Source organism: Frigoribacterium sp. NBH87, assembly GCF_014217665.1.
GTDB lineage: Bacteria > Actinomycetota > Actinomycetes > Actinomycetales > Microbacteriaceae > Frigoribacterium > Frigoribacterium endophyticum.
Genome location: NZ_CP043650.1, coordinates 3,011,300 through 3,037,197 on the forward strand (window position 1 = coordinate 3,011,300; position 25,898 = coordinate 3,037,197).

Below are 25,898 nucleotides of genomic sequence, written 5' to 3' on the forward strand. Positions count from 1 at the left end.
GTCCGGCCCTCCTGGGGAACGTCACTGGGTCAGGGCGGTAACCCGAATACCGCCCTGACCCGCCCCCGGTCGAGGAACCCGCTTACCCTAGTCGGCCCTCGATCGGCGGTGCTACTCAGAGAGAGACACCTAGCACTGATGACTATGCCGGTCGACCCAGGGTGTCCACAGTCGTCATTTAGGGGGACACCGAGGGGACGATAGGTCGGTCTACCCCCGTTCGGGAGCACTGACCGCGCGGATCTCGCCCTGGCCGGCCCCGCGGGGGCCGACTCGACCGGGGGACAGGGCGGGGTACGTCGGCGGGGCCCCGCGGGGTCAGCGGACCGGGCTGCGCCAGGCGCCCGGGCCGTGAGGGAGCGGGCGTCGGACGACCCGGGCCCGCGACGACCACTCCGAGTGGCTCGCCGGCACGGCCTCGGTGTCGCGCCGGCTCTGGGTCTCGGCCTCGACGGCGGCGAGGACGGCCGTGACGGCAGCGAGCTCTTCCGGGGTCGGCGAGCCCGCCACGACGCGGAGGACGTCGTTCACAGCGGGATGTTCCCGTGCTTCTTGGGAGGCAGCTCGGCCCGCTTGGTCCGCAGTGCGCGGAGCGCCTTGATGACCGAGACCCGGGTGGCCGCCGGCTCGATGACGCCGTCGAGCTCGCCGCGCTCGGCGGCCAGGAACGGGCTGGCGACGTTGTAGGTGTACTCGCTCGCCAGCCGGGCCCGCACCGCGGCGACGTCCTCGCCGGCGGCCTCGGCGGCCTTGATCTCGCCCCGGTAGAGGATGTTGACGGCGCCCTGGCCGCCCATGACGGCGATCTCGGCGGTCGGCCAGGCGAGGTTGATGTCGGCCCCGAGCTGCTTGGAGCCCATGACGATGTAGGCCCCGCCGTAGGCCTTCCGCGTGATGACGGTGACCAGCGGCACGGTGGCCTCGGCGTACGCGTAGAGGAGCTTGGCCCCGCGCCGGATGACGCCCGTCCACTCCTGGTCGGTGCCCGGCAGGTAGCCGGGGACGTCGACGAGCGTGAGGATGGGGATGCCGAAGGCGTCGCAGAAGCGGACGAACCGGCTCGCCTTCTCGCCGGCCTCGATGTTGAGCGTGCCGGCCATGGCCGAGGGCTGGTTGGCGATGACGCCGACCGAGCGGCCCTCGACGCGGCCGAAGCCGATGACGATGTTGGGGGCGAAGAGGGGCTGGACCTCGAGGAACTCGCCGTCGTCGACGACGTGCTCGATCACCGTCGTGACGTCGTAGGGCTGGTTGGGGCTGTCCGGGATCAGCGTGTTCAGCGTGCGGTCGGCGTCCGTCGTCTCGAGCTCGACCGGCCGGTCGAAGACGTGCGGCTCCGAGAGGTTGTTGTCGGGCAGGTAGGAGAGCAGCGACCGGGCGTAGTCGAGGGCGTCGTCCTCGTCGCTCGCGAGGTAGTGCGACACCCCGCTGACCTTGTTGTGGGTCAGCGCTCCGCCGAGCTCCTCGAAGCCGACGTCCTCGCCCGTGACGGTCTTGATCACGTCGGGGCCGGTGACGAACATGTGGCTCGTCTTGTCGACCATGATGACGAAGTCCGTCAGCGCGGGCGAGTACACCGCGCCTCCCGCGGCCGGGCCCATGATGAGCGAGATCTGCGGGATGACGCCCGAGGCGGCGGTGTTGAGCCGGAAGATCTCGCCGTACTTGCCGAGGGCGACGACGCCCTCCTGGATGCGGGCCCCGCCGCTGTCGAGGATGCCGATGATCGGCACGCCCGTCTTCAGCGCGAGCTGCATCACCTTGATGATCTTCTCGCCCGCGACCTCGCCCAGCGAGCCGCCGAAGATCGTGAAGTCCTGCGAGTAGACCGCCACCTGGCGGCCGTGGATGGTGCCCGTGCCGGTGACGACGGCGTCGCCGTAGGGGCGCTTGGCCTCCATGCCGAAGGCGTGGGTGCGGTGGCGGACGAACTCGTCGAGCTCGACGAACGACCCGGGGTCGAGCAGCCCGTCGATGCGCTCGCGGGCGGTCATCTTGCCCTTGGCGTGCTGCTTGGCGACGGCGGCCTCGCCGCTCGCCGTCACGGCCTCGTGGTACCGGTTCTTCAGGTCGGCGAGCTTGCCCGCCGTCGTCCGCAGGTCGGGCTGGGGGGCCGCCGGGCCGTCGGCCTCGGGGCGGGTGGTGTCGGAAGTCACGCGCCTCACTCTACCCAGGGGGCGCTCCCCGGCCGTTGGAGCTCGTCGCACGTCGATCGGCTCCCGCGCTGTGGGACTCCTCACACGCCTAGGCTGACCGCGTGACGTTCCCGCTCGCCTCCGCCCGCTCGCCCCGCCTCGTCCACGTCGCCGAGACGGGCTCGACCAACGCCGACCTGCTGGTCGACGCCTCGGCCCCGCACGGCGCCGTCCTCGCCACGCTCTCGCAGACGGCCGGCCGCGGCCGGCTCGACCGGCGGTGGGTCGCCCGGCCGGGCCGCACCGTGGCCGTCAGCGTCCTCCTCGAACGCGGCTCCCTGCCGGTCGACGCGCTGGGCTGGGTGCCCCTGCTGGCGGGCCTCGCGATGCGCGCCGCCGTCGCGTCGCTCGTGGGCCCCGACCGCGTCGGGCTCAAGTGGCCGAACGACGTGCAGGTCGGCGGGGCCAAGGTGTGCGGAGTCCTCGCCGAGCTGCGCCCCGGCGCGTCGGCCGTGGTGGTCGGCGCGGGCGTCAACCTCACGACGCCCCGCGACGAGCTGCCCACCGACTCCTCCACGTCGCTCCGGCTCGAGGGGGCCGAGGGCTCCGCGGAGTCGCTGGCCGACCTGGTCGTGGCCGGCTGGCTCGACGAGGTGCTCACCGGGTTCGACGCGCTCGCCGTCGCCGGGGGCGACGCCGTCTCCTCCGGCCTGCACGCCCGCGTGGCCGCCGAGTGCAGCTCGCTCGGCCGCGAGGTGCGGGTGGAGCTGCCCTCGGGGGAGCTGCTCGCGGGCCTCGCCGTCGCCGTCGACGAGGGCGGCCGTCTCGTCGTCCGCACGCCGTCGGGCGCCGAGCGGTCGGTGGCCTCGGGCGACGTCACCCACGTCCGCCATGGGTGACGCGGTGGGCACGGCCGACCAGCAGCCGCCCGAGGTCGTGGTCGCCCGGCTGCGCCCCCACGCTCGGGTCCTGTTCTGGCCCTCGGTGGCCCTCATCGCGATCTGCGCCGTCGCCGGGTGGCTGGGCGGCCTCGTCGAGGCCGGGTGGCAGACGTGGGCCGTGCTCGGATCGGCGGCGCTCCTCGCCCTGCTGCTCTGGGCGGTCCCGCTGCTCGTCTGGCTGGGTCGCCACACCGTGATCACCACGCGGCGCCTCATCGTCCGACGAGGCTTCTTCGTGCGCACCCGACAGGAGCTGCTGCACAGCCGGGGCTACGACCTGACCGTGCGTCGGAACGCCGCGCAGAGCCTGTTCCGCAGCGGCGACGTGCTCGTCGGCACGGGCCTCGACCGGCCGGTCGTGCTCTGGGACGTGCCGTCGGCGGACCTGGTCCAGGCCACGCTGCACGACCTCATGGAGGCGGCGTCCGAGCCGCTCGCGGGGCGGCGTCCGGTCGAGCGGCCGGAGCCGTGGGGGGACGACCCCGGCTGGCGCACCGACCGACCAGGGCTCTGACGGCCGTCGCCCCGGCTCGCTCGACTGGCGCCCGGCCCTCGACTGGAATAAGGTATGTCGATGCGAATCTCTGTAGTCGGTTGCGGTTATCTCGGTGCGGTCCACGCGGCCTGCATGGCTGAGCTCGGGCACGACGTCGTGGGCATCGACGTCGACGAGCACAAGGTCGCCGAGCTGTCGGCCGGCCGGCCGCCCTTCTTCGAACCGGGGCTCCCCGAGGTCCTCGCCCGAGGCGTCGCGAGCGGGCGCCTGAGGTTCACGAGCGACATGGCCGAGGCGGCCGGGGCCCGGGTCCACTTCGTCGCCGTCGGCACGCCGCAGACCGCGGGCAGCCACGCCGCCGACCTCCGCTACGTCGACGCGGCCGTCACCGGTCTCCTGCCCCACCTCGGCGACGGCGACCTGGTGGTGGGCAAGTCGACCGTGCCCGTCGGCACCGCGGCCCGTCTCGCAGACCTGGTCCGCGACTCCTCGCCGGCCGACCTGGCGTGGAACCCCGAGTTCCTCCGCGAGGGCTTCGCCGTCGCCGACACGCTCTCGCCCGACCGCTTCGTCTACGGCGTCCGTCCCGGCCCGGAGGGCGACCGCGCCACCGGGCTGCTCGACGAGGTGTACGCCACTCCTCTCACCAGCGGCATGCCCCGCATCGTCACCGACTACGCGACGGCCGAGCTGGTGAAGGTGTCGGCCAACGCCTTCCTGGCCACCAAGATCTCGTTCATCAACGCCATGGCCGAGATCGCCGAGGCGACGGGGGCCGACGTCACCCAGCTGGCCGATGCGATCGGGCACGACGCTCGCATCGGCCGTCGCTTCCTCAACGCCGGCCTCGGCTTCGGCGGCGGGTGCCTCCCGAAGGACATCCGGGCGTTCCAGGCCCGGGCCGACGAGCTCGGGCTCGACTCGCTGGCGTTCCTCGCCGACGTCGACGCAGTGAACCTGCGCCGCCGTCAGCGCGTGGTCGACCTCGCGGGCGAGCTCGTCGGCACGGTCGAGGGCGCCCAGGTGGCGGTGCTCGGCGTCGCCTTCAAGCCCGATAGCGACGACGTGCGCGACTCGCCGGCCCTCGACGTGGCCCGGTCGCTGCACGAGCAGGGTGCCCTCGTCACCGTGTTCGACCCCGAGGCGACCGAGACGGCCCGTCGGGTCGCTCCCGAGCTGCGGTACGCGGCCGACGTCGACGAGGCCCTCACCGGGGCGGACGTCGTCCTGGTGCTCACCGAGTGGGCCCAGTTCCGGGCCCTCGACCCGGCGTCCGTCGCGGGGCTCGTGCGGGGGCGCCGCATCGTCGACGGCCGCAACGTCCTCGACGCGTCGACCTGGCGTGCGGCCGGCTTCGAGTTCCGGGGCCTCGGGCGCCCGTAGGCGTCGAGGTCGTCCTCGAGCCGTCGAGTAGCATTCTCCGGTGCCGTCCCGTCGTCCTGCCGCCGTCCGTCCGCCTCGTGCAGCCGGCGGGGTCGACGAGCCCCCGCGCGGTCGCCGTCGGGTGGTCCGCTGGCTGGGGGCCGAGCTCGTCGCCCTCGTCGTCGTGGTCGTCCTGGCCTCGATCGGCACGGGACACGCGATCGGCGGCGTCAAGCGTCGGCTGCTGCTCGACGACGGCGACTCGGTCGTGCTCCCCCTCTTCGTCGAGTCCCTCCGACGCGGCGAAGCGTTCGAGTGGACGATGTCGCCGGTGCTGTTCGTCTTCCCCGAGCTGCCGCTCTACCTCGTCTCCGACCTCGTGACGACGGGCGTCGCCGCGGCGCTCCTGACCAACGCCGTCGTCAACGTCGTGGTGCTGTACCTGCTGTTCCGGGCGGTCACCCGATCGTTGCTGCCCGCGGCGGGGCAGGCCGCGGCGGCCGCGGCGGCGGTGGCGGGAACGGCCCTCTTCGTGGGGTGCACGCTGCTCGAGTTCCGCTACGTCGGCAACACCGCCGAGATCGCGACCCTCTTCTACTCGAACACGTACTACTCGGGCACCGTGATGAGCTGTCTCGCGACGCTGGCCCTCGGGGCGCGGCTGCTGCGGGGCGACGCCACACGCCGCTCCGTCGTCGCCTCCGCGTCGGGGCTGGCCCTGGTGGCGGCCCTCTCGGTGCTCTCGAACCCGCTCTACCTCCTCTGGGCGGTGGCTCCGGCCGGCGTCGCCCTCGCGGTCACCTGGGCCGTCCGGCGGACGGGCTGGCGCACCGTCGTCGTGCTCGCGGTCGCGAGCCTCGGCGGCTCGGCGGTCGGCTACGTCGGGCGCATCCCCCTCGCGCCGTACATCGCCGCGACCTCCGACCAGTACTTCCGGTCCGACCTGGTCGACCTGTCGGCCAGCTTCTACCGGGGGATCCTGCGCGAGCTGGTCACCTCCCACAAGGGCCAGCTCGAGGCCGCGGTCTTCCTCGGCCTCGTCGTGGTCTCCGTCGTCGGCCTCGTCGTCGCCCTCGTGCGGCGGGCGAGCGGCCCCGTGACCTTCGCGTTCGCAGCGTCGGTGGCGACGTCGGTGGTCGTGCCCGTCGTGGTCGTGCAGGTCGGCAGCCTGGCCGCCCGGTACCTCCTGCCGGTGTTCTTCGTGCCGCTCGCGGTCGGCGTGGTCTCGCTGGTGGTGGTGCTCGAGCGGGCAGCGGCGCGCGCCCCCGCCGGCGCGGCCCGCCGCAGGGTGCCGCTGCTCGTCGCCGCGGTCGCGGTGGTCGCCGCCGTCGTGGCCTTCGGCACGGCCCCGATCGCCCGGGTGGTCACCGAGGCGCGCGGGCCCGGCTACCCGGCGGCCTCCTGCCTCACGGACTGGGCGGACGGCCGCGACGCCGTCGGCGTCGGGCAGTTCTGGCAGGTGCGGCCGCTCCAGGTCTACGGCGGCGACGACGTCCGCCTGCTGCAGGCGCACGGCGATCTCTCGGTGTTCCCGTGGCTGTCGAACCTGGCCCCGTACCAGGGCGCGGACCCGAGCTACCTGGTCGTCAGCGGGCTCGACCTCGAGGACTGGTCGGCGACCCTCGACGAGCTCGGGGCGCCGACCGACACCGTGGCCTGCGGCGACTACACGATCTACGACTACGAGGGCGCCCCGGGGGAGGCTCTCCTCGACTCGACGGTCGACCGCTCGGCCGAGTCGGAGGGCGAGGAGCGCGGTTTCACCGGCTGGTGACGTTCCGACAGAATGGACGGCGACCCGCCTCGGCAGCTCCGCCCAGAGGTGCCCGGTCGATCGAGGAGGACTCCGGATGACACACACGATCGGCGTGATCGGCGGCGGCCAGCTGGCCAGGATGATGGTCCCGCCGGCGGTGCACCTCGGCATCGAGATCCGGGTGCTGGCCGAGGCCGCCGACAGCTCGGCGCGTCTGGCCGCGACGGCGGTCGGCGACCACCGCGACAGGGCGGCCGTGCTCGCCTTCGCCCGCGACGTCGACGTCGTCACCTTCGACCACGAGCACGTGCCCCAGGGCGTCCTGCGCGCGCTCGTCGAGGCGGGCGTGGCCGTGCACCCCTCCCCGGAGGCGCTGGCCGTCGCCCAGGACAAGATCGTGATGCGCGAGCGTCTGTCCGGCCTCGGGCTGCCCGTGCCCGACTGGGCCGCCGTCCACGACTCCGTCGAGCTCGCCTCCTTCCTCGAGGCGCACGGCGGTCAGGCCGTGGTCAAGACGCCACGCGGCGGCTACGACGGCAAGGGGGTGCGCGTCGTCCGGGCAGCGGACGAGGCCGACGACTGGTTCGCCGTGGTCGACGAGCACGGTGCCGGTGCCGCGCTCCTCGTCGAGGAGCTCGTCGACTTCCGGCGCGAGCTGTCCCAGCTGGTCGCCCGCCGGCCGAGCGGCCAGGTCGTGGCCTGGCCGCTCGTCGAGACCGTGCAGCGCGACGGCGTGTGCGCCGAGGTGACCGCCCCCGCGCCGGGAGCCCCGTCGGAGCTCGTGGCGCAGGCGGAGGAGATCGCGCGCACGGTCGCCGAGCGGCTCGGCGTGACCGGCGTGCTGGCCGTCGAGCTGTTCGAGACCGCCGACGGCCGCCTGCTGATCAACGAGCTCGCCATGCGCCCGCACAACACCGGCCACTGGAGCATCGACGGCGCCGTCACCAGCCAGTTCGAGCAGCACCTCAGGGCGGTGCTCGACCTGCCCCTCGGCGACCCGGCCCCGCACCGCCCCTGGAGCGTGATGGTCAACGTCCTCGGGGGGCCGTCGACCGGGACGATGGGCGACCGGCTCCCGGCCCTGATGGCCGACCAGCCCGGCTCGAAGGTGCACGACTACGGCAAGGAGCCCCGACCCGGTCGCAAGGTGGGACACGTCACGACGACGGGCGACGACCTCGACGACGTGACGGCCCGGGCGCGCGCCGCTGTCCGTTTCTTCGAGGACTGACGGCTATCCTCTCCTTCGTGCCCGACCCGACCGCCCCCGCCCCGACCGCCACGACGAGGCCGAACGACCCCGCCGTGGGTCCGCTCGTGTCGATCGTGATGGGATCCGACAGCGACTGGCCCACCCTGCGCAGCGCCTCCGACATCCTCGTGGAGTTCGGCATCGCCCACGAGGTGGAGGTCGTCTCGGCCCACCGCACCCCCGACAAGATGGTCGCCTTCGGCAAGGCCGCCGCCGGGCGAGGGGTCCGGGTCGTCATCGCCGGGGCCGGAGGGGCCGCGCACCTGCCGGGGATGATCGCCTCGCTCACGACGCTGCCCGTCATCGGCGTCCCGGTGGCCCTCGCGCGTCTCGACGGGCTCGACTCGTTGCTCTCGATCGTGCAGATGCCCGCGGGGATCCCGGTGGCCACCGTCTCCATCGGCGGTGCAGCCAACGCCGGCCTCCTCGCAGCGCGCATCCTCGGCACGACCGACCCGGCCGTGTCGGCCCGCCTGGCCGACTACGCGACCAGCCTGGGGGAGCTGGTCGAGGAGAAGAACGCCGCCCTGCACCGGTCGCTGTGAGCGCCACGCTGCCCGTCCGGCACCCCGACCTCGGGTCGCCCTCGTTCATGACGAGGCGGGCCTGGACGCTGGTGGTGCTCAACGTGCTCGTCCCGGGGTCCGCCCAGGTGCTCGCGGGCAGCCGGCGCCTCGGTCGCTGGGGGCTCGCCTCCACCCTCCTGTCCTGGGCCGTGGCCCTCGTCACGGCCGTCCTGGCGCTGGTCTGGCGCACGCCGCTCTTCGAGGTCGCCACCAACGTCGTCGCCCTGACCGTCGTCCAGGTCTTCCTGGTGTACTACGCCGCGCTCTGGCTGGTGCTGACGCTCGACACGCTCCGTCTGCTGCGCATCGTCCGCACCGTGCCGACGGCTCGCGGGTTCCTCGCGGGCGTCATGGTGCTGCTGATGGCCGGCACGGTCGGTCCCGCGGCCTACGGGGCGTACCTCACCGGAGTCCAGCATGGCCTGCTCGACTCGCTCTTCACCTCGCGACAGGCCGCCGCCGACCCGATCGACGGGCGCTACAACATCCTCCTGCTCGGCGGCGACGCCGGTGCCGACCGCACCGGCCTCCGACCGGACAGCATCTCGGTCGCGAGCATCGACGCCGAGACCGGGGCGACGACGATCGTCGGCATCCCGCGCAACCTCTACAACGCCCCCTTCTCCGAGGGGTCGCCGCTCTGGGGCGACTTCCCCGACGGCTACTCCTGCGGTGACGACTGCCTGGTGAGCTACCTCTACACCTACGGCGAAGAGCACCCCGACCTCTACCCCGACGCCGAGTCGCGGGGCAGCAACCCCGGGATCGAGGCCATGCGCGACGCGGTGGAGGGCGTCACCGGCCTGACCCTCCAGTACTACGTCCTGATCGACATGCAGGGCTTCGTGCAGTTGATCGACGCACTCGGCGGCATCACGATCGACAACACCGAGGGGCGGCTGCCCATCAACGGCGGCGTCGACGCCGCCGGGCAGCCGACGAACGTCGACGGCTGGATCGAGCCCGGCGAGCAGGTCATGGACGGCTACCACGCCCTCTGGTACGCCCGGGCACGTCACGGCTCCGACGACTACCACCGCATGGCGCGCCAGCGCGAGGTGCAACAGGCCCTGCTCTCGCAGTTCCAGCCGGCCACGGTGCTGTCGAAGTTCCAGTCCGTGGCCGCCGCCGGGGCCCAGACCGTCGACACCGACATCCCCCAGGGGGCGCTGGGGGCCTTCGTGGAGCTCGCGCTGGAGGCCAAGGAGCAGCCGATCAGCGACCTGGAGATCGTGCCCCCGACGTACTCGAACGTCTACCCCGACTACGACGTGATCCACGCGGCCGTCGCTGCGGCGACCACCTCGACCCCCGCGGGCTAGGCCGGACGGTCGCCGCGGGGCGGCTGGCGCCGAGGCTGCGCAGCCGTGCCGCGACGCCGGCTAGAGGTCCGCGTGCAGCTGCCAAACCTTGTCGGCCGAGTCGCGCCAGCTGAAGGCCCTGGCCCGATCGAGCCCGGCGATGCCGAGTCGGGAGGCGAGCTCCAGGTCGGTCACGACCTGGAACATGGCCTGTGCGAGTCGGGCCGGGTACCCCTCGGCGTCGGCCCGAGGGACGACCACGGCGGCCTCGTCGGCCACCTCGACGAGAGCCGGGGCGTCGGAGACCACCGTGGGCGTGGCGAGGCTGAGCGCCTCGACGACCGGCAGGCCGAAGCCCTCGGCCAGGCTCGGGAAGACGAACACGGAGGCCCGCTGCAGCAGGACCGCCAACTGGGCGTCCGACACGAAGCCCATCGTACGGACGCGGTCAGGCGCGAGCCCGACTTCGGCGGCGATGTCCGCCACCCGCACGTCGCCCCAGCCGTCGGGACCGACGACGAGGAGCGGGAGGTCGGGGGCGTCGGGGTGCGCGAGCGCCTCAATCAGGGGACGGAGGCCCTTGCGCGGCTCCAGCGTGCCCACGCTCAGCACGTAGCGCTCCGGCAGCGAGAGGGCGTCGGCGAGGTCGTCCGCGTCGGCGGGCACACGGAGGTCGTCGCTGACGGCACCGCCCACGACCCGGATCCGGTCGCCGAACGGGAAGAGCTCGGCGAGGTCGGCGGCCACCGCGTGCGTCGGCACGACGACGGCGTCCGCGTAGCGGAACGCGCGCTTCGTCATGGCCTTGTGCCAGCGGACGCCCCGCGGGGTGAGGGTCTCCGGGTGCGTCCACGGCACGATGTCGTGCAGCGTGACCACGGTCTGGTCGCCGGGGGAGAGGTCGCGGTCGTGCCGACCGAGCGGGGCGAGCAGGCTGGTCGCGTGGACCATGCCGCGGCCCGGCAGCCCGAGGACGCCGGCCTGCCACGCCAGCGACAGCTCGCGCCGACCGAGCGGCGACTTCGTGAGTCGCGTGAGGCCGGGGACGAGGTCCGTCAGCCGGTCGTAGTCGTCCTGCGGGTGGGCCGCGACGACGCCCTCGACCTCGCAGCCGCGGGGGGCGGTGGCCACCAGGGCCCGGGTGAGCTCGCTCGTGTACCGGCCGATGCCCCCGGGCACCGGGGCGAGGATCTGGTCGACGACGACCCGCAGCGTCGTCGTCACGAGGCCCCCGCGTCGCCCAGGACGCCCGAGGCGCTCGCCTCGGCGAGGGCCTGACGCCAGTCGCGCATCGGCTCGAGGCCGGCCCTGCGCCACGCGTCGTGGCCGAGCACGCTAAAGGCCGGGCGGGGGGCGGGCCGCACGAACGTCGAGCTGTCGGTCGGCAGCACGCGCTCGGGGTCGAGCCCGGCGAGGCGGAGGGTCTCCTGGGCGAAGTCGAACCAGCTCGCCCGACCGGAGGCGGTGCCGTGGTAGACGCCCGCCGGGGCGTCGGCGTCGACCAGGGCGACGATCTGCCGGGCCAGGTCGAGCGTCCAGGTCGGCTGCCCGACCTGGTCGGCCACGACGGAGAAGGTGTCGCGGGAGGCCGCGAGGCCGAGCATGGTCCGGGGGAAGTTCGTGCCGTGGCGACCGTAGAGCCAGGCCGTCCGCACCACGTAGGTGCCCGCGGGGTTCGCCGACAGGGCGGCCCGCTCGCCCGCGGCCTTCGTGCGGCCGTAGGCGTTGAGCGGTGCGTAGGGAGCGTCCTCGGCGTACGGCGTGGTCGCGTCGCCGGCGAAGACGTAGTCGGTCGACACCGTGACCAGCTTCGCGCCGGAGGCGGCGGTCGCCTCGCCGAGGAGGCCGACGGCCGTCCCGTTCACCGCCAGCGCCGCCTCCTCGTCGGTCTCCGCCGCGTCGACGGCCGTCCAGGCCGCGGCGTTGACCACGACGTCGTGGCCCTCCACGGCGGCGAACACGGCGTCGCGGTCGGTGACGTCGAGCTCGGAGCGCCCGAGGAGGGTGACGTCGCGGCCGAAGAGGGCCTCGACCAGGTCGGAGCCCAGCATGCCGCGGGCGCCGGTGACGAGGTACTTGGCGTGCTGGGGCGTCGTCATCAGAGGGCCGCGCGCTCCTTCAGGGGCTCCCACCACTGGCGGTTGTCGCGGTACCACTGCACGACGTCGGCGAGGCCCTGGGCGAACGGCACCTGCGGCTCGTAGCCGAGCTCCGCGCGGATCTTGGAGATGTCGACCGAGTAGCGCAGGTCGTGGCCGAGGCGGTCCTGGACGCGGTCGACGTACGACCAGTCCTTGCCGGTGGCCTCGAGCAGCATCTCGGTGAGCTCCTTGTTCGTGAGCTCCGTCCCGCCGCCGATGTTGTAGATCTCGCCCGGGCGGCCGTCCACCAGGACCATCGCGATGCCGCGGGTGTGGTCGTCGACGTGCAGCCAGTCACGGATGTTGTTCCCCTCGCCGTAGAGGGGCACGTGACGGTCGTCGATGAGGTTCGTGACGAAGAGCGGGATGACCTTCTCGGGGAAGTGGTACGGGCCGTAGTTGTTGCTGCAGCGCGTGATCGAGACGTTCAGGCCGTGGGTCCGGTGGTAGCTGCGCGCGAGCAGGTCGCTGCCGGCCTTCGACGCCGAGTACGGCGAGTTGGGCTCGAGGGGGCGGTCCTCCGCCCACGAGCCCTCGGCGATGGAGCCGTAGACCTCGTCGGTCGAGACGTGGACGAAGCGCGCGAGGTCGTTGCGGAGCGCCGCGTCGAGCAGCTGCTGCGTGCCGAGGACGTTGGTCTCGACGAAGATCGAGGCGTCGCGGACGGACCGGTCGACGTGCGACTCGGCCGCGAAGTGGACGACGGCGTCGACCTCGGGGAAGAGCGTGTCGAGGAGCGCGCCGTCGCGGATGTCGCCCTGCACGAACCGGTAGCGCGGGGAGCCGGCCACGCTGGCGAGGTTCTCGAGGTTGCCCGAGTAGGTGAGGGCGTCGAGCACGACGACCTCGGCGCCCTCGAGGCCCGGGTACGCGTCCTCCAGGGTGCGACGCACGAAATTCGATCCGATGAAGCCGGCGCCGCCGGTGACGAGGATTTTCACGGTCCCAGCCTACAAGGCGTCCGTTGCTAGACTCCCGACGTGCAGATCCGTGAGTTGACCGTGCCCGGCGCCTGGGAGTTCGTCCCGACACAGCACGGCGACGACCGTGGCGTGTTCTTCGAGCAGTACCGCTTCGACCGCGTGCAGGAGACCGTGGGCCATCCCCTCGCGCTGAAGCAGGTCAACACCTCGGTGTCGGCGCGCGGCGTCGCCCGCGGCGTGCACTACGCGCTCGTGCCGCCGAGCCAGGCGAAGTACGTCTCGGCCCCCAAGGGCGCCTTCATCGACTTCGTCATCGACATCCGGGTCGGGTCGCCGACTTTCGGCCAGTGGGACTCGGTGCTCATCGACGACGTCGACCGCCGTGCCGTCTACCTCTCCGAGGGGCTCGGGCACGCCATCGTCGCCCTCACCGAGGGCGCGACGGTCAACTACCTCGTCACCGAGACCTTCAACCCCGAACGCGAGAAGGGCCTCAGCGTCCTCGACCCCGACATCGGGCTCACGTTCCCCACCGACATCGGCGAGATCTTTCTCTCGCCGAAGGACACCTCGGCCCCGACCCTGGCCGAGGCCGAGTCCCAGGGGCTCCTGCCGACGTGGCAGGAGTGCCAGGACCTCTACCAGCAGCTCCGAGCTGCGAACTAGGCAGGCATGCGCGGAATCATCTTGGCCGGCGGGTCCGGCACACGTCTCTACCCCATCACCAAGGGCATCTCGAAGCAGCTGATGCCGATCTACGACAAGCCGATGGTCTACTACCCCTTGTCCACGCTGCTCTCCGCGGGCATCCGCGAGATCCTCATCATCACGACCCCGGACGACGCGCCCCAGTTCCGGAGGCTGCTCGGCGACGGCTCCGACCTCGGCATCGAGCTGACGTACGCCGTCCAGCCGTCACCGGACGGCCTGGCGCAGGCCTTCGTGATCGGCGAGGAGTTCATCGGCGACGAGAAGGTCGCGCTCGTGCTCGGCGACAACATCTTCCACGGGGTCGGCCTCGGCTCGAACCTCCGGGCGAACACCGACCCGGACGGCGGGGTCATCTTCGCGTACCACGTGGCCAACCCGCGGGCCTACGGCGTCGTGGACTTCGACGACACCTTCACCGCGCGCTCCATCGAGGAGAAGCCCGAGCACCCCAAGAGCAACTACGCGGTGCCCGGCCTCTACTTCTACGACAACTCCGTCGTCGAGGTCGCGAAGTCGATCGAGCCCAGCGCTCGCGGCGAGCTCGAGATCACCACCGTCAACGAGGCCTTCCTCACGGCCGGCAAGCTGCAGGTGCAGGTGCTCGACCGGGGCACGGCGTGGCTCGACACCGGCACCCACGAGTCGATGATGCAGGCCTCCGAGTACGTGCGCGTCATCGAGCAGCGTCAGGGCTTCAAGATCGGCTGCGTCGAGGAGATCGCGTGGCGTCGGGGCTGGATCGACGACGACCAGCTGCGCGCCCTGGCGGCACCGCTGGTCAAGAGCGGCTACGGCGAGTACCTGCTCGGCCTCCTGGGCTAGTCCTCCTTCTTGCCGACTCCCGCACGGGGGGTGGTGGCAGCCACGACCCCGTGGGAGGTTGGGACGATCATGGATCGCTCTGCTGACGACGTCGCCGCCCCGCTCGACCCGGGCCGGGGCCTCGATCGTCGTCGCCTCCTCTCGTACGCCGCCGTCACCGCGGTGACGGCCTCGTCGGCGGTCGCGCTTGACGCGCACCGCGCCTCCGCCGTCTCCTCGCTCGGCGAGACCGGCGCCTCCGTCCAGAGCGTGGCCCAGGCCCTCGCCGCGGCCCAGACCACGGCGTGGGGCGGCCACACGAACGGCCGGATCCCGGCCGGGGCGCTCACTCCCGTCGTCGCGAGCGTGGCCGGGTCCGGCTACCTGCGGACGGACGCCGCCCGCCAGTACCTGGCGCTGAGCCTCGCCTTCTCGAACGCCGTGGGCACGCCCCTCGCGATCACGGAGGGGTACCGCAGCTACGACCGCCAGGTCGAGTACTGGAACCTGTACCAGGCGGGCAAGGGCAACCTCGCCGCCTACCCGGGCACCTCCAACCACGGCTGGGGCATCTCGTGCGACTTCGGCGCCGGCGTCGCGACGTCCGGCTCCGCCGCCAAGCGGTGGATGGACGCGAACGCGCCGGCCTACGGCTGGAGCCCGACGGGCAACACCTTCAGCCGCCCGGAGCCCTGGCACTTCGACTACGTGGGCAACTACGTGGGCGACATCCCACTGGCGGTCGAGAGCGATCCCGACGTCGTCATCATCCGCGCCTCGCAGGGCCTCGACGAGCAGCAGGCCGGGTACACGGCGCTCGTCGGCCTGCACAGCCTCCGCCACCTGTCGTCCCTCGACATGATCAACAGCATGCGCGTCATCGGCACGCCCTACTTCGAGCTCGACCGCTCGCGCTTCTACGACGTCATCAACTCGATGGGCATCCCGCGCTCGTCGCTCACCCAGGACGCCGACTACTTCCGTCGCTGACCCGACGCCCCACCCCGCTACAGGAACGGATCACCTCATGCTCATCATCCGGTGCACGGACAACCTCGCCGAGGTCGGCGGCGGCTACATCTGCATGGTCGGAGTGCGGTCGCTGCGTCACATGACGACCATGGACATGGTCAACGCCATGCAGTCGATCGGCGTGCAGTACAAGAACCTCAACGCCGCGGCCTTCTACAACGTGCTCAGCTCGCTGTCGATCCCGCGCACCGCGCTCACGACCGGGGCCGACTACTCGGGTCGCTGACCGGCGCCTCGAGGGCAGCCGCCGCCGGGCAGTCCCGGGACGGGCGCCTCGCGACGGCGCCCCCGCCGGGTCAGCCGCGGAGCCGGTCGAGCACGATGGTCGCCCTCGACCGGAGCCGCAGCCCGACGCCGAGCACCGCCACCACCGGTCGCCAGAGCGCCCCGGGGTGCGTCTTGGCGACGTAGAGGTGCGCCGAGCGGTGGTGAGCCGCCACCATGGCGTCCGCGGACCGCGCCGTGCTCTCGCCGCCGACGTGCGTCACGACGGCCTCGGGCACGAACAGGTTGGACCACCCCGCCTCGGCCAGTCGCCGCCCCAGGTCGACGTCCTCGAAGTACATGAAGAAGTCGGGGTCGAAGCCGCCGATCTGGTCGAAGGCCTCCCGGCGGAGCAGCAGGAACGCTCCGGAGAGCCAGCCCACCTCGGCGGGCGAGGCCGACGCCGAGACGTCGCGCTGCTGGTAGCGCCGCGTCCAGGGGTTCGAGGGCCACACGCCCGAGAGCAGGGCGTGGCCGATGCCCGTGCGGATGGAGGGCAGCGCCCGGGCTGACGGGTACACGGACCCGTCCGGGTCGAGCACGCGCGGGCCCAGCGCGCCGGCGCGCGGGGCCCGGTGCGCGGCCTCGAGGAGGCGCGCGAGGGTGTCCGGGGTCGCCAGCGTGTCCGGGTTGCAGACCAGCAGCCACTCGTCGGCGGACCGGGCCTGCTCGGCTCCGAGGTTGACGGCGCGGCCGTACCCGACGTTGCCCGGCGCCCTGACGAGCGTGACCTCCGGGTGCGCCTCGGCCACCGCCTCCGGTGCGCCGTCGGTCGAGCCGTTGTCGACGACGACGACGCGGCCGGGCGGGAATCCGTTCGGCGCCAGGGAGCCGACGAACGCCTCGAGGGTGGGGCCGGGGGAGTACGTCACGGTGATGCAGAGCACGTCGGTCACGAGGCGGCCCCCGTCGCGGCGAGGTAGGCGGCGACGTGCTCGTCGCCGGTGCGCTGCCAGGTGAAGGTCAGGGCGCGGCGGCGGCCCAGGACGCCGAGCTGCTCGCGACGGGGGGCGTCGTCGAGGAGGGCCTCGAGGACGGCCTCGAGCGCGCCCGCGTCGGGCTCGCTGTAGACGGCCACGTCGCCGCCCACCTCCGGCGCGGCGAGGCGGTCCGTCGTCACGACGGGGACGCCGCTCGCCAGCGCTTCGAGGATCGGCAGGCCGAAGCCCTCGCCCACGCTCGGGTAGGCGACCAGCGCGGAGGAGGCGACGAACGCCGGCAGCAGCTCCTCGTCCACGTAGCCGAGCCAGCGCCAGGGGTCGGAGGGGGAGGCGCCCTCCAGGCGGGCCACGGCGGCGTCGTCCCAGCCACGGCCGCCGGCGAGCACCAGGCGGGGCCGGAGGTCGGGGCGCCTGGCGGCGAGGGCCGACACCGCGTCGAGCAGCGGGCCGACGTTCTTCCGGGGTTCGATGGTCCCTACGAAGGCGACGTAGGCGTCGTCGCCGAGACCGAGAGCGGCCCGCGCGGCGGCCTCCGTGCGGCGCGCCTCGGGGGAGTACCTGACGGTGTCGACGCCGTGCAGGGAGACGACCAGCGGTGCCTTTGGCCGACCCGTCCACCGCACGACCTCGTCCGCCGTCGCGCGGCTGGGGGTGATGCAGCGGTCGGCCCGACGGGCGGCGATCCGGATCCACCGGCGGAAGAAGGGTCCCTTCAGCCGGCCGTGGAGGTCGGGGTGGGAGAAGAACGTCGCGTCGTGCAGGGTGACCACGCGCGCGCGCCGCGTGAGGAGGGGCATCGTGTAGTGCGGGGAGTGGACGACGTCGGCCCCGACCCGGCGCGCCAGCCGGGGCAGGCCCAGCTGCTCCCAGAGCAGCCGGAGCGGCACGGACGTGGTCCGCTCGGGGACGGGGTGCAGTACCGCCGCGGGGGAGCCCTCGCGGAGCCACGTGACGTCACGACGCTGGCACGCGACGTGCAGGTCGACCTCGGCGTGGCGCGAGAGCACCGGCACGAGCTCGCGCAGGTAGCGCCCGACCCCGCCGGAGTCGGCGGGCACGGACGTGGCGTCGAGCAGGACCGTGACGCTCACGATGCTCCGAGGGGTGCGTCGGCGGGGCGTGACGCAGGTGCTCGGGTCACCGATCGGCGTCGACCATGGCGTCGACGATCTCGGTGAAGGTCTTCGTCGTCGTCCAGCCGAGCTCGGTCCGGATCTTGGACGCGTCGCCGCGCAGCTCGGAGGCGTCGGCGGGGCGCACGAACTCGGCGTCGCTGCGCACCAGGCCCGTGGTGTCGTGGATGCCGACGCGGGCGAAGGCCGCGGCGACGAAGTCGTGGATGCTGTGGGCCGTGCCGGTGGCGACGACGTAGTCGTCCGCGACGTCGGAGGTGGCGACCCGGGCGAGGGCGTCGGCGTAGTCGGGCGCCCAGCCCCAGTCGCGGCGGACGTCGAGGTCGCCGAGCACGAGCTCGTCCTGCTCCCCCCGCGCGATGCGGGCCGCGGCCGCGGTGATCTTGCGGGTCACGAACTGCTCGGGGCGACGGGGCGACTCGTGGTTGTACAGGACGACGCTGGAGGCCCGGAGGCCGGAGGCCCGGTAGGCCCCGACCAGGTGGTGGGCGTAGGCCTTGGCTGCCCCGTACGGGTTGATCGGGGCGATCGGCGTGCGCTCGTCCTGCGGCGAGACCGTGGGCTGCCCGAAGATCTCGGCGCTGGACGCCTGCACGAAGGCCGTCTCGTGGCGGGCGCTCGAGGCCTCGGCCACGGCGGCGATCAGCGCGGCGACGGCCGTGCCGTTGAGGAGCGACGTCTCGAGCGGTGACCGCCAGGACGCCGCGACGCTGCTCACCGCGGCGAGGTTCACGACGACGTCGGGCGACAGGTCGAGGACGAGCGACCGCATGGCGGCGTGGTCGGTCAGGTCGCCGACGTGCAGGGCCGCCGCGGCGGGCAGCACGCCGCCCTCCGCGCCCCCGTCACGGACGACGCCGTGGACCTCGTGGCCCGCGGCCACGAGGTTCTCGGCGAGGTAGCTGCCGGTCTGGCCGGCGATCCCGGTGACGAGGACGCGGAGCATGCCTTACTTGCCCCGCGCGGACTTCTCGCGGGCCATGTCGGCGTCGACCATCATGGTGACGAGCTCCTCGAAGCTGACCGCGGGCTTCCAGCCGAGGGTCTCCCGGGCCTTGGCGGAGTCGCCGATGAGCAGGTCGACCTCGGCGGGGCGGAAGAACTGCGGGTCCTGGAAGACGTGCTTCTCCCAGTCGGAGATGCCAACGTGGTTGAAGGCGATGTCGAGGTACTGGCGCACCGAGTAGGTCTCGCCGGTCGAGATGACGTAGTCGTCGGCCTCGTCCTGCTGCAGCATGCGCCACATCGCCTCGACGTAGTCGCCGGCGAAGCCCCAGTCGCGCTTGGCGTCGAGGTTGCCGAGGCTGAGCTGGTCCTGCAGGCCGAGCGCGATGCGGGCGACGGCGACGCTGATCTTGCGGGTGACGAACTCCGGCCCGCGGAGGGGCGACTCGTGGTTGAACAGGACGCCCGACGAGGCGTGCATGCCGTACGACTCGCGGTAGTTGATGGTCATGTAGTGACCGAAGACCTTCGCGACGCCGTAGGGCGAGCGCGGCCAGAGGAGGGTGGTCTCCTTCTGGGGGACCTCCTGCACGCGGCCGAACATCTCTGAGCTGGAGGCCTGGTAGAAGCGCACTTTGCCGATGTCGTCGCCGGCGTAGAGACGGATCGCCTCGAGGATGTTGAGCACGCCGAGACCGGTGACCTGGCTGGTCAGCTGCGCGTTCTCCCACGAGTAGGCGACGAACGAGATCGCACCGAGGTTGTAGACCTCGTCGGGCTGCGAGCTGTTGAGCGCGCGGAGCAGGCTGGACTGGTCGAGGAGGTCGCCGGTCAGGATCTTGACCTCGGGGGCCCACTCGGTGATCAGGGGGATCTTGGGGTTGTTCTGTCCGCGGACGAGTCCGTAGACCTCGTATCCCTTCGAGAGAAGGAGGCGGCTGAGGTACATGCCGTCCTGTCCCGTGACTCCGGTGATGAGGGCGCGCTTGGTCAATTCAGGTTCCTAACGGTTGATTCGGCCGACACGACATCATATCCGTGGGGCCGGTGGGGGTCGGAGGCGCGCCGCTCAGCGGAGCTGTGCGCCGTCGAGGTGGAGCGTGGCCCCGGGGGTGTCCTCGTAGATCTCGAGGCGGAGCGAGGTGTGGCCGTCCCGGGCGACGGTCAACGGCACGGACACGGAGGTCCACTCGGAGGTGGACGTGAACGGCACCACCGCCACCTCTGACGTACCGCCGAGGGCCCAGAGGGCGAGGCGGCCGGAGAACGGCTGGCCCGACCCCGAGCGGACGAGCACCTGGGCGGTGTAGTCGTCGCCGACCGTCGGGGTGAGCGAGGCCGCGCTCCACAGGGAGGTCCCGGCGACGCTGGTGTTGGTCGCGGCGAAGGCGTCGCCGTGCCCCGGGGTCCCCTGCGCGCGGCCGTACACGGCGAAGTTCACGGCGTCGGCGCTGCGCGTCCAGCCCGAGGCGCTCGGGCCCTCGAAGGAGCCGTTCGGCAGGACGTTCCGCGTCAGGCTCGCGTCGTCGAGCCAGACCGTGTCGCCGGTGGTGTCCATGTAGAGCTCGCTCTTCAGGCTCCTGACGTTCGTGTCGCCGACGTCGACCGTCACCGACACCTGCGTCCACTGGCCACTCACCGTGTAGGGGACGACGGCGACACGGTCGCTCGAGCCGAAGCTCCACAGGGCGAGGCGTCCCGAGAACGGGGCGCCGCTCGCGGACCGGAGCCACATCGAGAGCGTCCAGCGGTCGCCCGACACGTGCGTGACGTCGGTGTACTGGGCGAAGCTCCGCCCCGCGACCGGGGTGTTCGACGCGGCGAACCACGAGCCGTCCTTCGCGAGGGAGGGCTGGTCGTAGATCTGCTGGTTCACGAAGCCGTAGCCCGGCACCCAGTTGGCGAAGCTGCCCTCGAACGACGGGTGCGAGAGGCGGTTGTGCTTGACCGGCGCCGCACCGAACGTCATCGACGTGCCGTCCATCCAGAGGGTCGTGTCGGTGGACGTCATGTAGACGTCGAGGCGGATGGTCGAGTGGTCGCTGTCCTCCACGGGGAGCCGCACCGTCACCGGCGTCCACTCCGGTCCGACGGCGAACGACTGCTCGGCGTGCTCGCTCGCTCCGCCGAGGCCCCAGACCACGACCTTGCCGGTGAACGGCGTCGCGCCCTCGGACCGGAGCTGGACCGTGACCGTCGCCTGCTCGCCGACCCGGGTCGGCCGGGCGACGTCCTGCGTGACCGCGCGACCGGCCGCGCTCGTGTTCGCGGCGAGGAACCAGTTGCCGTCCTTCGCGCGGGGGTCCGAGACCGCCAGGCGGTTGATCGGGCCGTTGCTCCAGTTCCAGCCCGCGACCGACCCGCCCTCGAACGACGCCGACTGGAGCCAGTTGGAGGGGTTGCCGAACCAGTCGGTGAAGTACAGGTAGAAGTTGCGGTTGCCGTAGGCGCTGCAGGAGTCGCCCGTGCCGTACCCGGCACCGAGCGCCGCGGCGTTCGGCGTGTAGGGCGTGTAGAGGTAGAGGTTGGCCGTCGCCTGGTTCTCGATGTAGACGCTCTTCGTGCCGCAGGCCGCGTTGGGGTGGTAGTAGATGTTGTTCGTGCGGCGGGGCTGGTAGCTCCACGACGAGCTCGTCTTCGTGTAGCGCTGGAACTGGTGGGCCGCGTTCCAGACCTGGTTGAAGAAGCCGTAGTAGGCGGTGTCGCACGGGGCCGTGTCCGGGCAGCCGTAGCCCATGGCGATCTTGTAAGCGGTGGCCGTCGGGCTGGTGGACTGCACCAGGCCCTGCTCCTTCTGCAGCATGACGAGCAGCACCTGGGGGTTGATGCCGCAGACGCTGCCGACCCGCTGGATGATCGACGCGGCGCTCTCGTTCGCACGACCGTCGATGGCTGAGCAGTAGGCGTCGCCCGCGCGCGAGGTCGTCGACTGCACGTAGTCCTTCAGGCAGGGCTGGCCGTTCGTGCCGCGGCAGGTGACGACCTGCGCGTTGAGGAACGCCTGGATGCTGTCGACGTTCATGGACGCCGAGTTGAAGAAGGTGTCGTCGGAGATGATGTTGCCGGGGTTGAACTGCCGGGCGTCCCCGGCCGCGGCGGCCGGTCCGGCGGTGACGGAGGAGACCCCGACGAGCAGGGCGGCTGCGGTGGCGACCACGGTCACGAGGGCGAGGAGGCGGGAGGGACGTGTCATGGGATGGTGACCTCGTAGTCGTCGACGGAGCCGGTCGAGGTCGCGGAGGCGTACGTGACGCTCACCGACCAGGTCCCGGGCGTGAAGGTGCTGCTCTGGAGGGCCATCGACCCACAATCGGTGCTGCTCGCGGACGCGACGGCGGCGAACGAGCCGTCGACCGTCAGGCCGCCGTTCCGTGCCGTGACGCTGCAGGTGCCCCCGGCCTCGACGACGCCGGGCACGGTGGCGCCGACGGTGAGGGTGCCGCTCCCGGCGTCCCACTGGTCGAACGTGACGAGCGGCACGACGGCGGCGAGCGACGGAGCCGGGTCGGGCGCCGGGTCGGGAGCCGGAGCAGACGAGGCGGACGAGCCCGGGCTCGTCGGGGGCGTGGTGGTGACGGGCGACCCCGGCACGTCGTCCGAGACGGAGCCGCCGGGCGTCGGGCTCGAGGACGAGGTCGCCGACGGGCTCGAGGACGGCGGGTCGTCGGACAGCGTGAGCACCGCCCACGCGACGACGCCGACGACCACGACGCCCCCCGCGGCGACGCTCCACCCGATGACGGAGGCTCTCTTCATGACCTGCTCATTCCGGGGCGGCCCTGCTCCGCCCCTCGTGTCCACACGATAGGCTAACCGGGCACTCAGCCCGACGGGGCCACGCCGCGTCCGCGCTCAGCTCCACCCGGGGCTCCCGTGCGGCCCGCGCGCGAGTGCCGAGACGGAGGACGGACCATGGAGCAAGAGAAGTCGACCGCCGAGAGAGACCTGGAAGAACTGCGGGAGGCCGTCCTCGACGACTGGCTCACGGTCACGTCGAACGTCACCGATGCGCTGCGGGGCATCCAGCAGACCTTCTCCTGGCGGGTCACGCGCCCGCTCCGGGCAGTGCGCACCGTGTCGCGCCGCGCCGGCGAGATCGGCGTCGTGCCCACGGGCCGCCTCGTCGCGGTCGAGGTCGCCCGGCGCCTGGGTCGCCGATGAGGGCCCTCGGAACGGGGCTGACCGAGACGGTGTCCGACGACGTCGACGCCCTCCGTGACGCCCTCGGCGCTCGCCTGGCCGTCGTGGCGCCGGCCCTGGGGGTCGACGTCACCGGGCTCCCGCCGGCGGAGGCCCTCGACCGCCTCGCCCGGGAGGTGCACGGCGGCGGCGACCCGGCTGCGGCCTGGCTGCTCTTCGTGGGCGTGACGGCGACCTTCCCGTCGACCACGGACCTCGCCGCGCTCCGCCGCGCGCTCCTCCTCGCGACGCCCGCCACGGCGATGCTGGTCGTGCTGGAGCGCACGATGGACGTGCAGGCCCGCATCCACTCCGGGCTCCGCACGCTCGAGCTCGTCACCGACGAGGTGCTCGTCGACGTCGACTTCTGCGCGAAGTACGAGCACAACACGGGCATCCAGCGCGTGGTCCGGCACATGGTGCCCGAGTGGTCCGAGCGGGCCGGCGAGCACCGGCTCGTCGCCTGGAACCAGGACAGCACCGGTTACCGCGAGCTGACCGCGCCCCAGCGCGACCGTGTCCTCCGGTGGAACGACCGCCAGTTCGAGAAGAGCGACGACCCCGTGCTCACCGACACCCAGCTGCGCCGTGAGCACGTCCTCGTCCCGTGGCGCACCTCCCTGCTCGTCGCCGAGGTCCCCGCCTTCCACGTCTGCGACGTGCTCACCTCGATCGCCCGCTGGTCGGGGACGGCGGTCGACATGATCGGCTACGACGCCATCCCGCTGGTGAGCGCCGACACGGTGCCCGCACCGGAGTCCGAGCGGTTCGCCCACTACCTCACCATCGTGAAGCACGCCCGGCGCGTGTACGGCATCAGCGTGTCCGCGGCCGACGAGTTCCGGGGCTTCGTGTCGACCCTGCCGAGCCAGGGCCTCACCGGTCCCGCGGTCTCCGCCGTCACCCTGGCGACCGAGGTGCCCGCCGTCGCCCGCGAGGCCGCGGCCGCCGTGTCGCCGGTCGAGGGCGACGTGCCCGTGGTGCTCTGCGTCGGCAGCCACGAGCCCCGCAAGAACCAGGACGCGACGCTCTTCGCCGCGGAGCTGCTGCACCGCGAGGGGCACCGGTTCCGCATCGTCTTCGTCGGCGGCGGGAGCCGTCTCGCGACCCTGTCGTTCGATCGACACGTCGCCAAGCTCTCGGCCTCCGGCATGGAGGTCGAGTCCCACCGACGGCTCGGCGACCGCGAGCTCTGGGCCCTCTTCGGCGCGGCCCGCTTCACGGTCTTCGTGTCGCTGCACGAGGGCTTCGGCCTTCCCGTGGCCGAGTCGTTGGCGCTCGGCGTGCCGGTCATCACGAGCGACTTCGGCAGCCTCGACGAGATCGCTCGCGAGGGCGGCTGCCTGCAGGTCGACCCCCGCGACGACACGGCCATCGTGGACGCCATGCGCGTCCTCCTGACCGACGACGACGAGCACCGCCGTCTGCTCGACGAGATCGCAGCCCAGACGGCGAAGACCTGGCGTTCCTACGCCGACGAGATCTGGACGGCGGTCGCCGCGTGAACTTCCTGACCATCCCGCGCCGGACGAAGGTCCGCCCCTCGCACGACGAGGCCCTCCGGGCGGCCGGTCGCCGCGCCTCCTCGGCCCCGGTCGACTGGGACCTCCTCGCCGGTGACGAGCTCGTCGACGCCCTGTCTCGTGACCTCGGCGAGGCGAGCGACCGCCTGTCGTACCTCGTGCTCGCCCTGCTGCACCGCCGCATCCCCGCCGTTTCGCGCGTCGTCGAGTTCACGCGACGCTGGCGCGTCGAGGGACTCAGCGCCCCGCTGACCGAGGAGTACCGCCGCGGCAGCGTCGTGCACGGTGCCGCGCGTCCCTTCGTGATCGTCGACACCGTCGTGATGGACGTCACCGACACGAGCCGCAGCTCCTTCACGACGGGGATCCAACGCGTGGCCCGCGAGACCGTCACGCGCTGGACCCGGGACCACCGCGTGCTGCTCGCCGCGTGGGACGTCACCGGCCGTCACCTCGCAGCCCTCACCGACCACGAGACGGGACGGGTGCTGCTCGAGGGCGCCGGCGAGGTCGAGACCGTCGCCGCGGGGACGGTCATCGTCCCCTTCGACGCGACCTTCGTCCTGCCGGAGATCACCGTGGCCGCCGAGCGGACCGCGAGCGTGCGGTCCGTCGTCCGCTTCGGGACGCGCCGCGCCGTGGCCATCGGCTACGACTGCATCCCCGTCACGACGGCCGAGACGAGCGGCCCCGGCATGCCGGGAGCCTTCTCGGAGTACCTCGCGACCCTGTCGACCTTCGACGCGATCGCGCCCATCTCGAGCGCCGCCTTCACCGAGTACACCGGCTGGTCGGCCATGCTGCCGGGCGCAGGGCTCGTCCCTCCCCACATCGAGACCGTCTCCCTGCCCGCGCAGGTCGGCGCCGTCGACGACGACGTCGTCGAGCGGGTCCGCTCCGAGCTCGGCCTCGTCGGCGCGACGGTCGTGCTGTCGGTCGGCAGCCACGAACCCCGCAAGAACCACCTGGCGCTGCTCACCGCCGCGGAGCTCAACTGGCGCGCAGGCCATGACTTCACGCTGGTCCTCGTCGGCGGCAACGCCTGGGGCGACGGCGAGTTCCAGGAGATGGTGCGGCGCCTGCGGCGCAAGGGCCGGTCGGTGCAGATGCTGTCCGGCGTCGGCGACGACGTCGTGTGGAGCCTCTACCGGATGGCCCGCTTCAGCGTCTTCTGCAGCGTCAACGAGGGCTTCGGGCTGCCTGTTGTCGAGTCGCTCGTCAGCGGCGTGCCGGTCGTGACCAGCGACTTCGGCAGCATGCGGGAGCTCGGCGAGGGCCACGGGGCCCTCGTCGTCGACCCGCACTCGCCGCTCGAGATGTCGCGTGCCATGGGGCGCCTCTTCAGCGACGACGAGCTCCACGTCGAGCTCGTCGCGCAGTCGGCCGACATGCCGCGCCCCACCTGGGACGACTACGCGGCCGACCTGTGGAGGCTCGTCGCCGGGGAGTGACGGTCGTCGCGGTCCGCCGACGGCGCCGCGCCCCGCGGCGGGCCC

General features: G+C 72.6%; 25 protein-coding genes. 14 read left to right on the forward strand and 11 right to left on the reverse strand.

Annotated elements, in window-relative coordinates; all coding sequences use genetic code 11:
- Positions 1-318 precede the first annotated feature (318 nt).
- On the reverse strand, positions 319-531 hold the full coding sequence (locus tag F1C15_RS14055; RefSeq protein WP_185231905.1) for an acyl-CoA carboxylase subunit epsilon: 213 nt from the start codon (positions 529-531) through the stop codon (positions 319-321).
- Entirely contained in the window at positions 528-2,156 is a 1,629-nt protein-coding gene (locus F1C15_RS14060; RefSeq protein ID WP_056055730.1) for an acyl-CoA carboxylase subunit beta, read from the reverse strand. Before F1C15_RS14060 ends, F1C15_RS14055 begins: the two co-directional genes overlap by 4 nt.
- Positions 2,157-2,257: 101 nt before the next feature.
- On the opposite strand from F1C15_RS14060, the gene F1C15_RS14065 reads away from it, so the two are divergent.
- The 7 genes from F1C15_RS14065 (at position 2,258) to F1C15_RS14095 (ending at position 9,830) form a co-directional block, all read left to right on the forward strand.
- On the forward strand, positions 2,258-3,034 hold the full coding sequence (locus tag F1C15_RS14065) for a biotin--[acetyl-CoA-carboxylase] ligase (protein WP_185231909.1): 777 nt from the start codon (positions 2,258-2,260) through the stop codon (positions 3,032-3,034).
- Positions 3,027-3,590: a PH domain-containing protein gene (locus tag F1C15_RS14070; RefSeq protein WP_185231911.1), complete on the forward strand. Its 564-nt coding sequence runs from the start codon at positions 3,027-3,029 to the stop codon at positions 3,588-3,590. Before F1C15_RS14065 ends, F1C15_RS14070 begins: the two co-directional genes overlap by 8 nt.
- Before the next feature lie 60 nt (positions 3,591-3,650).
- The gene (locus F1C15_RS14075; protein WP_185231913.1) at positions 3,651-4,955 is read left to right on the forward strand and encodes a UDP-glucose/GDP-mannose dehydrogenase family protein; all 1,305 of its coding nucleotides are present in this window, start codon (positions 3,651-3,653) and stop codon (positions 4,953-4,955) included.
- A 40-nt stretch (positions 4,956-4,995) separates the two neighbouring features.
- Positions 4,996-6,708, forward strand: coding sequence for a hypothetical protein (locus F1C15_RS14080; RefSeq protein WP_185231915.1), 1,713 nt, complete (start codon positions 4,996-4,998; stop codon positions 6,706-6,708).
- Positions 6,709-6,784: 76 nt separating this feature from the next.
- Entirely contained in the window at positions 6,785-7,921 is a 1,137-nt protein-coding gene (locus F1C15_RS14085; protein ID WP_185231917.1) for a 5-(carboxyamino)imidazole ribonucleotide synthase, read from the forward strand.
- Positions 7,922-8,019: 98 nt separating this feature from the next.
- Positions 8,020-8,487: a 5-(carboxyamino)imidazole ribonucleotide mutase gene (gene purE / locus F1C15_RS14090; RefSeq protein WP_185234388.1), complete on the forward strand. Its 468-nt coding sequence runs from the start codon at positions 8,020-8,022 to the stop codon at positions 8,485-8,487.
- Entirely contained in the window at positions 8,484-9,830 is a 1,347-nt protein-coding gene (locus F1C15_RS14095; RefSeq protein ID WP_185231919.1) for an LCP family protein, read from the forward strand. Before purE ends, F1C15_RS14095 begins: the two co-directional genes overlap by 4 nt.
- Before the next feature lie 60 nt (positions 9,831-9,890).
- Here the strand turns inward: F1C15_RS14095 and F1C15_RS14100 are convergent, their stop codons facing one another.
- The 3 genes from F1C15_RS14100 to rfbB are packed head-to-tail and all read right to left on the reverse strand — an operon-like array spanning position 9,891 to position 12,891.
- Complete coding sequence (locus tag F1C15_RS14100; RefSeq protein WP_185231921.1) at positions 9,891-11,033, reverse strand: glycosyltransferase family 1 protein; 1,143 nt, start codon at positions 11,031-11,033, stop codon at positions 9,891-9,893.
- The gene (rfbD, locus tag F1C15_RS14105) at positions 11,030-11,908 is read right to left on the reverse strand and encodes a dTDP-4-dehydrorhamnose reductase (RefSeq protein ID WP_185231923.1); all 879 of its coding nucleotides are present in this window, start codon (positions 11,906-11,908) and stop codon (positions 11,030-11,032) included. The genes F1C15_RS14100 and rfbD overlap by 4 nt, the downstream gene beginning before the upstream one ends.
- The gene (gene rfbB / locus F1C15_RS14110; RefSeq protein ID WP_185231925.1) at positions 11,908-12,891 is read right to left on the reverse strand and encodes a dTDP-glucose 4,6-dehydratase; all 984 of its coding nucleotides are present in this window, start codon (positions 12,889-12,891) and stop codon (positions 11,908-11,910) included. Before rfbB ends, rfbD begins: the two co-directional genes overlap by 1 nt.
- Positions 12,892-12,930: 39 nt before the next feature.
- Here rfbB and F1C15_RS14115 point away from each other — a divergent pair, with 39 nt between their 5' ends.
- From F1C15_RS14115 to F1C15_RS14130, 4 genes are all read left to right on the forward strand, one after another.
- Entirely contained in the window at positions 12,931-13,539 is a 609-nt protein-coding gene (locus F1C15_RS14115) for a dTDP-4-dehydrorhamnose 3,5-epimerase family protein (RefSeq protein WP_185231927.1), read from the forward strand.
- Positions 13,540-13,545: 6 nt separating this feature from the next.
- Positions 13,546-14,406, forward strand: a complete 861-nt coding sequence (rfbA, locus tag F1C15_RS14120; protein WP_167258683.1) for a glucose-1-phosphate thymidylyltransferase RfbA — start codon at positions 13,546-13,548, stop codon at positions 14,404-14,406.
- 69 nt (positions 14,407-14,475) lie between these two features.
- The gene (locus F1C15_RS14125; protein WP_185231929.1) at positions 14,476-15,375 is read left to right on the forward strand and encodes a D-alanyl-D-alanine carboxypeptidase family protein; all 900 of its coding nucleotides are present in this window, start codon (positions 14,476-14,478) and stop codon (positions 15,373-15,375) included.
- A 37-nt stretch (positions 15,376-15,412) separates the two neighbouring features.
- Positions 15,413-15,643 (forward strand): hypothetical protein, encoded by a 231-nt coding sequence (locus tag F1C15_RS14130; RefSeq protein WP_185231931.1) that lies wholly within the window; start codon positions 15,413-15,415, stop codon positions 15,641-15,643.
- A gap of 70 nt (positions 15,644-15,713) precedes the next feature.
- Here the strand turns inward: F1C15_RS14130 and F1C15_RS14135 are convergent, their stop codons facing one another.
- From F1C15_RS14135 to F1C15_RS14160, 6 genes are all read right to left on the reverse strand, one after another.
- Positions 15,714-16,577, reverse strand: a complete 864-nt coding sequence (locus tag F1C15_RS14135) for a glycosyltransferase family 2 protein (RefSeq protein ID WP_219731550.1) — start codon at positions 16,575-16,577, stop codon at positions 15,714-15,716.
- The gene (locus F1C15_RS14140) at positions 16,574-17,713 is read right to left on the reverse strand and encodes a glycosyltransferase family 1 protein (protein WP_185231933.1); all 1,140 of its coding nucleotides are present in this window, start codon (positions 17,711-17,713) and stop codon (positions 16,574-16,576) included. The genes F1C15_RS14135 and F1C15_RS14140 overlap by 4 nt, the downstream gene beginning before the upstream one ends.
- 46 nt (positions 17,714-17,759) lie before the next feature.
- Positions 17,760-18,701, reverse strand: coding sequence for a GDP-mannose 4,6-dehydratase (locus F1C15_RS14145; RefSeq protein ID WP_185231935.1), 942 nt, complete (start codon positions 18,699-18,701; stop codon positions 17,760-17,762).
- Positions 18,702-18,704: 3 nt separating this feature from the next.
- Positions 18,705-19,649: a GDP-mannose 4,6-dehydratase gene (locus F1C15_RS14150; RefSeq protein WP_255465609.1), complete on the reverse strand. Its 945-nt coding sequence runs from the start codon at positions 19,647-19,649 to the stop codon at positions 18,705-18,707.
- Positions 19,650-19,769: 120 nt separating this feature from the next.
- Positions 19,770-21,893, reverse strand: a complete 2,124-nt coding sequence (locus F1C15_RS14155) for a hypothetical protein (RefSeq protein WP_185231939.1) — start codon at positions 21,891-21,893, stop codon at positions 19,770-19,772.
- Positions 21,890-22,456, reverse strand: coding sequence for a hypothetical protein (locus tag F1C15_RS14160; RefSeq protein WP_185231940.1), 567 nt, complete (start codon positions 22,454-22,456; stop codon positions 21,890-21,892). The genes F1C15_RS14155 and F1C15_RS14160 overlap by 4 nt, the downstream gene beginning before the upstream one ends.
- Positions 22,457-22,612: 156 nt before the next feature.
- Between F1C15_RS14160 and F1C15_RS14165 the strand changes: the two genes are divergently transcribed.
- From F1C15_RS14165 to F1C15_RS14175, 3 genes are read left to right on the forward strand one after another with little or no spacing between them, the layout of a single operon-like run.
- A complete protein-coding gene (locus F1C15_RS14165) occupies positions 22,613-22,861 on the forward strand; it encodes a hypothetical protein (RefSeq protein ID WP_185231941.1) in 249 nt (82 codons plus the stop codon).
- Entirely contained in the window at positions 22,858-24,384 is a 1,527-nt protein-coding gene (locus F1C15_RS14170) for a glycosyltransferase (protein WP_185231942.1), read from the forward strand. The genes F1C15_RS14165 and F1C15_RS14170 overlap by 4 nt, the downstream gene beginning before the upstream one ends.
- Positions 24,381-25,853, forward strand: coding sequence for a glycosyltransferase (locus F1C15_RS14175; RefSeq protein ID WP_185231943.1), 1,473 nt, complete (start codon positions 24,381-24,383; stop codon positions 25,851-25,853). Before F1C15_RS14170 ends, F1C15_RS14175 begins: the two co-directional genes overlap by 4 nt.
- The last annotated feature ends 45 nt before the right edge of the window (positions 25,854-25,898 follow it).